Source organism: Streptomyces sp. NPDC055254, assembly GCF_053606025.1.
The window spans coordinates 21,707-29,170 of record NZ_JBSGQV010000054.1 but is presented as its reverse complement, the minus strand read 5'-3'; the positions used below and the strand labels follow the sequence as shown (position 1 = coordinate 29,170).

The following is a 7,464-nucleotide window of genomic DNA, read 5'->3' as shown; positions in this document are numbered from 1 at the left end:
CGCGGAACGGAATCCGGAACACCGGCCATCGCTCCTCGTCGGCCAGCGCCTCGTACGCCGCGTCGGCGTCAGCCTCGTCCACGCCGAACCACGCCCCGTGGCGGGATGTTCCACAGCGGTACGGGCCCTGGGACCGGGCCTACGACCTGTTCCGGCGCTGGCAGCGCGATGGCACCTGGAAGCGGATCCTCGAGCAACTACAGGCCGAGGCCGACGCGAAGGGCCTGACCGCTTGGGACGTCAGCGTGGACTCCACCATCGCCCGCGCCCACCAGCACGCCGCTGGGGCCCGGAAGGAAGGGGATCTACAGAAGGAGCCGCCCGGCGGCATCGACACCGAGCCCAACGACCATGGCCTCGGACGCTCCCGCGGCGGGCTGACAACCAAGCTGCACCTGGCCGTCGAGCAGGGGCAGAAACTGCTCGCGCTCCTCATCACCGCCGGACACCGGCACGACAGCCCGCAGTTCCAGCCTGTCCTCGAAGCCATCCGGATCCCCCGCGCAGGTCCGGGCCGGCCTCGGACCCGCCTGGACAGAGTCCGAGCCGACAAGGCTTACGGCTCCCGCGCGAACCGCGCCTATCTCCGTCGGCGCGGCATCAGGTGCACCATCCCGGAGAAGGCCGACCAGGTTCGCAACCGTAGGAAGCGCGGTTCGCTGGGCGGCCGACCGCCCAAGTTCGACAAGGCCGACTACCGCGAGCGCCACGCGGTGGAGTGTGGGATCAGCCGCTTGAAGAGGCATCGGGCTGTGGCAACGAGATACGACAAGCTTGCCGTTCGTTACTTGGCGAACGTGCTGGTCGCGGCCATCAACGAGTGGATATGACTGGCCCCGCCACGTATCCGGTAGCTAACCTCGGCCCCCATGAACCAGCGGCAGCACAAAAAGCTCTCCCGACGTCTCTTCGAAGCCATTCGGGGCGGTGACACTGCCGTCGTCAAGGCGCTTCTGTGGGCTGGAGTCGACCCGGATCGAGCGGACAGCGAGGGCACCACCCCTCTGTATGAGGCATCCGTGAACGGGAAAACCGAGATCGCCCGTCTGCTTCTGGCGGCTGGGGCCTCTCCGAACACCGAGAGCAGCGGACACGGCGCAGAAGGCACGCCCTTGTGCGCGGCCGCATGCTGGGGGCACACCGAAACGGTGCGCGAACTGTTGGCGCACGGCGCTGATCCGAACCTTCACGAGGATCACAGCACGGGCTGGGCCCCCCTGAAGTGGGCGATCCACGGCCCTCATCCCGAAACTGCTGATCTGCTCATCGCAGCGGGAGCTACCCCGGTCGGAACTCCGTAGCATCGCCGTTCGTCATCCGGGCCCCAGCTAGTGCTGTGACCGGGAAGGTTCGCCGGGTTGGTGGTCAGGCCGCTGGTTGTAGTGGTCTGCCGCCCCAGCGGATGCCTTTCTCGCTGCGGATGCGGGCGCGTTCACGTCGTTGGGCTGTGAGGACGTCGGGGTGGCGGGCATTCTGGTTGCGCCAGCGCAGGTAGGCGTGCAGGGCTCTGGTCTGGACCGTGTGGTTGGGATGGTGGGAGTTGGCGAGGGTGAACTGCCGTAGCGGTCCGAAGTGGGCCTCGATCGGGTTGGCCCAGGACGCGTAGGTCGGGGTGAAGCACAGCTCGACCTTGTTGTGGGCCGCCCATCTGCGGATTCTCCAGTTCAGGTGGGCGGAGAGGTTGTCAAGGATCACGTAGATCGGGGCGCCGTCCGGGCGGGCCGCGCGGATCGTTCTCAGGGCGGCCCAGGTGTGGTCGATGCCCTTGCGGCGCCGGTTGACGCCCCACATCTGGTCATCGCCGACGGAGTAGCAGCCGTGGAAGTAGGTGATGCCGTGGGTTCGGCGGTAGGTCGCCGGGAGGCGGTCGGGGTGGCTCTTCTCGGCCCAGCAGGAGCCCGCGGTGGGGCGGATTCCCAGCGGCCCGAACTCATCGAAGGCGAAGGTGCGGTCCGGCCGCTCGTTGATCGCGTACTCGATCCGGGCCAGTTTGGCGTCGAAGTCCCGGTCCGGGGACTCTTTCCAGGTCTTCGTGGGCTGGAAGGTGATCCCACGGCGGGCCAGTAAGCATCGAAGTGCCTCTCGGCCGATCCGGACAGGCCTGGCTATGTTGCGCCGCAGGTGATCGACAAGCTTGCGGATCGACCAGCGGGTGAAGGGCTTGCCGAGCTGGGTCGGGCGGGTGGTGGCCGTCTGGACGACGAAGTCCTCGTCGTCAGGACCGAGTAGGCGGGGACGGCCGCCCGCCCACTGAGGGTTCAGGCATGCGAGCCCGATCTCGTTGAACTTGTGGATCACGTCGCGGACAGTGTCCTCGTCCGCCTGGACCAGCCGCGCGATCACCGGGACAGTGCTGCCGCCGCCCGAAGCGAGCAGCATCATCGCCCGCCGAAACCGGACAGAACTGGTACTGCCCCGCCGGACGATGTGCTGGAGTTTCTGCCCCTCCTGCTCGGTCAGCCTGCGAACCCGGACCGGTTGCGCCATCCCGCCTCCCCATGCTGGTCGGAGAACTCATTTCCAACCAGCACAACGAGCAACCCGGCGAACCTTCCCGGTCACAGCACTAGGGCGTGACGCGCCATGGCTGTCGGACGCCGGCCTGCGGAAACGCCCCCAGGGGCCCGGGAATCCCCGGGTCATGTTGTTGGCCAGAAAGCAGGCCCCACCGGGTGCTACCGGCCCGCGCGTGCTTCCTCACTGGCTGGGTTCGCTGGGAGAGGGCAGGGCCGCCAGCCTGTTCAGTTCTTCGCTGTACTTCACCAGCTCGGGGGAGACCAGGGTGGCGCCCTCAACAATCTCGCGCGCCTTGCGCGCCTGCTCCCTCACGCAAGCGGGCGTCGTAGCGCCTTTGCCGTACCGCATGGCCGACTCTGCCGCCTGAAGCACTGACTTCGTTCTTTGGGGATTCATCAGGACCACAGGGTCAGTAGTCAGGCTGGACTTGTCGTCCGCTGAGAGGGTGGCGGTGAACGTGTACGCCCTCGGCAAGGAACCGTCCGGGAAGGTCTCAGGCCCCACGGTGAATCCGATGCGCTCGTTGTCGTGCGGCGGCACCTCGAACTTCAACGGCCGGGTCAACGTGAACGGGGGCGTGCTCTCGTCGGGGACCTTGACGTCGTACCGGGCTTTAAGGACCGAGGCACCCGCACCGTAGGAGCAGCCGAGCTCCGTAACCGCGCTGAACTCGAACTTCGCCTCCGTCACCAGCACTTTGTCCTCGGAGCGGTTGCGCAAGGCGATCGAGAGCAGTGAGGATGTCCAGTTGTTTACGGTCGGTTGCGGTTCATCCGCCAGGGTCCAGTCGGCTGCGATGTCCTGCTCCCGGGCGACGTCCACGTTGGACAGTTCCAGCTTCGGCGAATCCGGCTCGGGTTTACACCCCGGGAAGAAGTCGAACACCAGGCCCAGAATCGCGACCAGGATCGCGAGCGCTCCCCCCACCACGGAGATCACTCCCTGCGGCTTGTGAAGGAATGGCTTGTCCTGATCTTCTGCTGGCTCGTCGCCGCCCTGCCGACCTCGCATCGTGCCTCCCGTCGTGTCACCGACCAGAGCAGCATTCGAGGCGGGCTCGCACACCAGGGCGCGCCGTGCCCGCGTGAACCAGCCACCGAAAGCGTGCCGGACTTCCGCCGTCCGTCGGCAGCTGGCACTGACCTACCGCAAAGGCTGACCCGCGACGGCGGCAACCCCACCGTCGTGTCAACAGCCGCGCCCCCTCAGGCAGGGGAGGGATTGACTCCAGGTCCTGCACCCAGTGACGGCTCGGGGATTCCCGGGCCCTGGGGTCGTTTCCGCAGGCCGGCGTCCGACAGCCATGGCGCGTCACGCCCTAGCTACTGGCCGGTCAGTTGTCCCGTGGTGTCCGAGCTGGGATTCCGGGGCCGAGAAGACCGGGGAACACGCCGACCGCCTCATGAACAACGTGCTGCCCGCCGACTTTCCGCACGCCGTCCAGCGCGGCACTGCGGACGACGCCCTGGCCGTACTCGCGCTGCGCGAGTCGATCCGGCGCGACGTCGAGGCCGGGCGGGGAAGCCGCCTGCACGAGGCGCTGACCCTGGGTGCCGCCTGGGCCGAGGTTGCCGCCGCGCTCGGCATCAGCCCCGACGAAGCGCGCCAACTGCTGCGGGACTGGGCCGACGGCCAGCACCACCTGTACGTGTACGACCAGGAGCGCGGTGAGGGGAAGCCGATGGGGTGCCCCCGGCAACGGGGCACCTCTTCTGCGTGCAGCCTGTCTCACCTTTTCTCGCCCGTATCCCATAGCTGACCAGTGCGTATGGGCCATCTGTGGGCCAGGATCAGCGGCGCTGCCTGCTTCCAGTCATACCGGCAGTTCCGGCCACACTTCTCCAAACCCGTGGCAACCGGCGCTCCCATAGGGAGGAGCCCCACCGATGCAGCACAATCAGAGTAGTCCGTTTCATTCGCATAGGTGACGCTTTAGTTAGCGGGGGGAAGCTCGCGCGGCCTCGGGTATGACTCTGGCATGCCAGAACGTAAGCCCCGTAACGGGGATGCACATCCCGTTGTGAAATATTTCGCGGCATTCCTTGCATTCTCGGGCCTGCTCTGCTTCGCCGTCTTGGCCGCAATGTACGACATCTTTTACCGTCAATTCGGCTTGTCTGCAACCGATCTAGGAATGTCATACACGGATACCCTCCTGCACTCTTGGGGGTCCATTTTGCTCATCGCCACAATCTTGTCAGCGGCAGTTTGGGTCGCTAATATGATCGCTCCCTGCATCCGAAATCGGAAGGGGAAGGAAGTCGATCCGGAGCAGCCGTTCTACAAACGCCCCCTCCATTGGGTGCACGCCGCTTTGCTTCTCGCTACCTTGAGTATTTTTGGTATTTGCTGCGGCCTCAAGGTCCACGATAAAAGCATTGACGCCGAAGCGGGGGAGGCAGTCCGACCCCTGCGGCTATGGAACTCCCTGCTGATGGTGGACATTCGCGCCCAGCCTGTGACCGAGATCGTCGCCGTAACCGAGGAAGACACGGCAATCCCGGTCGCAGGCTTTACCTACCTCGGCAATTACGATCGCTCTTTCGTTCTCTACTGCACCGACGACGGAAAAATTCTAAAAATCTCGATGGAAAGATTCACCTTGCGCACTTCTCCAAACGAAGATTTCAAAGGCTCGAAGAACTGCAAAAATCCATCCGTGCGGAGCGCGTTGAAAGTGCATGGTGGAAAGTAGTTAACTAACTGCGTAACAATGTCGACGCACAGCGGCGAACAAGGCGGACGCCCGCGAACGGTCACAGCAGTGAGCCTTTTCAGCGTTGCCTCTCCAGGGTGAGGACGGCCTTGGTCATGACGGTCATGCGGTTGGGGCTGATGCGGGCTTTGCGGAAGATCTGCCAGGACTTCAGCCGTGCCATCCCGCGTTCGACGGGAGCTCGTGCATGGGCCAGTGCGCGGTTGACGGTGCGCTGTGTGGGGGTGAGTTCGCCGCCGGGTGGTCGTTTGAGCCCGGTGGTGACCCAGGGGCCCGCGCCCTGGTAGGCGCGGTCGGCCAGGACGGGAACGCCCTGTCGCTCGCAGATCCGGATGATCCGGTGGTCGCGGGCCGCGGTCAGGTCATGGGTGCGGCCCGGCAGCGCGGGCGAGATCCACAGCACCTTGCCGGTGGGGTCGGTGACGACCTGGACGTTCACCCCGTGGCGGCGGTGCTTGGCCGAGTAGTCGCCGCGGCCATCGCCGGTCCGGTCGCACTCGGCGAGGGTCCCGTCCAGCAGCACGAAGTCCGGGTCGCTCTCCCGCAAGACCTTCAGCAGTCCCGGAGCACGGTCGGCGAGCAGACCGACGACGCCCGTGACGTATGCGTGAGCGGTACCGACGGATATCCCGAAGCCGACCGCGATGCGCGCGAGGGTGTCGTGACGGCGCAAGTACACCAGGGCGACCAGCGCATGCTGGTGCGGCGGGAGCTTGAACCGCCGGTCACCCTCACGGGTGACGATGAGCATCGTGACCCACTCGACCAGGGCGTGAGGAAGGTCGAGTGCGGCAGGATAGGGAACCAACGAGGCTCCTGTGCCGGTGGGTTGAGACTTCGAACACCTCCTCCAACGGCACGGGAGCCTCGTGCGTTGCGGTCCCGCGGCCCCAACAGCACCGTCACCCGTTCAGTGGCCGCCCTGAAAAGGCTCAGTGAGGGATGCATCAGTTCAAGGGCGGAGCGCTCACCCGAGTTGCTTCGGGGCGAAGAAGCCGCTGAGACGAGGGTGTCGACGCCTGCGTCACATGGCCTCACACAACCTGTACGCCAACGGCAAGGGGTCCAGCCAAGGTGAGCCCAAAAGCCGCCACGAGATGATCTCGGGCGTGAAGGCTGAGCCTCTACGCGGGACTGTGGTCGCGCTGATGGAGGGCTGCGAAGTCGGCGTGGGCCGCCTCAACGGCTTCCGGGTATGCGCGGGTTTTCTCGTGCTCGGCGAGTGCCCGGTAGATGCTGGAGAGGCTGGGGCTGGGGCCCTTGCGGCGACCGGTGGGGATGAGCAGGTCGGGCTGAATCCGCTCGACGGTCTCGCCGTTCGCGCGGCGTCGTAGCACGGTGTGGAGCATGTCGTCGGTGATGACGGGAGGCCGGCCGCCGTGGTTGCCCTTGCGGGCCGCGGCGTCCAACCCTTCGAGGGTGGATTCGCGGATGTTCTCCCGCTCGGTCTCCGCCATCGCCGCGAAGAACCCAAACAGCAGGCGTCCCGGCCCGCTGGGGTCGTACATCCCCTGGAGGGGGCCGGCGAGCATTTCCAGCACCAGGCCGTGAGCGGTGAGGTGATCGGCCAGGGCAGTCAGCTCGGCGGCATCCCGCCCCAGGCGCTTCATCTCGTTCACGGTGAAGATCACCCGGCAGTGCGGGGCGTGCGCCTTGATCTCTCGCGCGGCGGCGAGCGCGGCCTCGAACTGCGGGCGCACCCGCACCCGGGTGCTGATCTTCTCGGAGAAGATCTTGTCCCGGGGGATGCCGTGTCCGGCGAGCGCGTCGAGCTGCGACTGGAGTTCCTGGGTGAGGCTGGAGCACCTCGCGTACCCGATGCGGATGTCCGCGGTCGGGGTGTCCGGGTCGATAGGCGCGGGCGCCGGGGTGCCGGGCCGCCACGGCTGGCCGCGGTCGGCGGGGGTGGGGACGCGCAGGAGTTTCGCGAGCCGGGGCACCTTCGTGAAGCGGCCGGTGTGATAAGTCCCGGCGACCGCCCCGGAACGTGAGCGGCAGGGTGAACCTGACGACGCGTGACAGCGCGGGCAGGGGTGACGCTCAACGTCGTCCGCTTCGGACGCGAGTGCGGTTTGAGGGTCCGTCATGACCCCAGATGCTGTCACAAACCATTCCGAGAACATGCCTGACTTCACTCTTGAGTGAGAACGAGTTGTGACAGTGAATCCGCGACCCGGACCGCTCCCGCCGACTGTTCTCGATCTTGCTCCGGGAAAGGTTCGTTTATGAGA

Annotated in this window: 8 protein-coding genes; 4 read left to right on the top strand and 4 right to left on the bottom strand. The window is 66.1% G+C overall.

All coding sequences use genetic code 11. From position 1 onward, the window contains the following. Nucleotides 1-11: 11 nt before the first annotated feature. Nucleotides 12-830, top strand: coding sequence for an IS5 family transposase (locus ACWFQ8_RS31335; protein WP_453789674.1), 819 nt, complete (start codon nt 12-14; stop codon nt 828-830). Nucleotides 831-869: 39 nt separating this feature from the next. After that, nucleotides 870-1,301 carry an ankyrin repeat domain-containing protein gene (locus ACWFQ8_RS31330; RefSeq protein WP_453789669.1) on the top strand — a complete coding sequence of 144 codons (432 nt, stop codon included), beginning with the start codon at nt 870-872 and terminating at the stop codon, nt 1,299-1,301. Nucleotides 1,302-1,365: 64 nt separating this feature from the next. Here ACWFQ8_RS31330 and ACWFQ8_RS31325 read toward each other — a convergent pair whose 3' ends face one another. Together ACWFQ8_RS31325 and ACWFQ8_RS31320 are read right to left on the bottom strand one after the other, a co-directional pair. After that, the gene (locus tag ACWFQ8_RS31325) at nt 1,366-2,487 is read right to left on the bottom strand and encodes an IS630 family transposase (protein WP_453789668.1); all 1,122 of its coding nucleotides are present in this window, start codon (nt 2,485-2,487) and stop codon (nt 1,366-1,368) included. A 210-nt stretch (nt 2,488-2,697) separates the two neighbouring features. Then, entirely contained in the window at nt 2,698-3,528 is an 831-nt protein-coding gene (locus tag ACWFQ8_RS31320) for a hypothetical protein (RefSeq protein ID WP_453789667.1), read from the bottom strand. A 391-nt stretch (nt 3,529-3,919) separates the two neighbouring features. Here ACWFQ8_RS31320 and ACWFQ8_RS31315 point away from each other — a divergent pair, with 391 nt between their 5' ends. Next, the gene (locus tag ACWFQ8_RS31315; RefSeq protein WP_453789666.1) at nt 3,920-4,276 is read left to right on the top strand and encodes a hypothetical protein; all 357 of its coding nucleotides are present in this window, start codon (nt 3,920-3,922) and stop codon (nt 4,274-4,276) included. A gap of 219 nt (nt 4,277-4,495) precedes the next feature. Further along, nucleotides 4,496-5,212, top strand: coding sequence for a hypothetical protein (locus ACWFQ8_RS31310; RefSeq protein ID WP_453789665.1), 717 nt, complete (start codon nt 4,496-4,498; stop codon nt 5,210-5,212). Between the two features lie 79 nt (nt 5,213-5,291). Here the strand turns inward: ACWFQ8_RS31310 and ACWFQ8_RS31305 are convergent, their stop codons facing one another. Together ACWFQ8_RS31305 and ACWFQ8_RS31300 are read right to left on the bottom strand one after the other, a co-directional pair. After that, nucleotides 5,292-6,041, bottom strand: a complete 750-nt coding sequence (locus ACWFQ8_RS31305) for a transposase (protein WP_453789664.1) — start codon at nt 6,039-6,041, stop codon at nt 5,292-5,294. A gap of 316 nt (nt 6,042-6,357) precedes the next feature. Beyond that, a complete protein-coding gene (locus ACWFQ8_RS31300) occupies nt 6,358-7,320 on the bottom strand; it encodes a recombinase family protein (protein WP_453789663.1) in 963 nt (320 codons plus the stop codon). Between the last annotated feature and the right edge of the window lie 144 nt (nt 7,321-7,464).

Excerpts from the sequence above, each read along its gene's own strand:
- ACWFQ8_RS31325 (WP_453789668.1), bottom strand. The coding sequence starts at position 2,487 with ATGGCGCAACCGGTCCGGGTTCGCAGGCTGACCGAGCAGGAGGGGCAG.
- ACWFQ8_RS31310 (WP_453789665.1), top strand. The coding sequence starts at position 4,496 with ATGCCAGAACGTAAGCCCCGTAACGGGGATGCACATCCCGTTGTGAAA.
- ACWFQ8_RS31315 (WP_453789666.1), top strand. The coding sequence starts at position 3,920 with ATGAACAACGTGCTGCCCGCCGACTTTCCGCACGCCGTCCAGCGCGGC.
- ACWFQ8_RS31300 (WP_453789663.1), bottom strand. The coding sequence starts at position 7,320 with ATGACGGACCCTCAAACCGCACTCGCGTCCGAAGCGGACGACGTTGAG.
- ACWFQ8_RS31330 (WP_453789669.1), top strand. The coding sequence starts at position 870 with ATGAACCAGCGGCAGCACAAAAAGCTCTCCCGACGTCTCTTCGAAGCC.
- ACWFQ8_RS31320 (WP_453789667.1), bottom strand. The coding sequence starts at position 3,528 with ATGCGAGGTCGGCAGGGCGGCGACGAGCCAGCAGAAGATCAGGACAAG.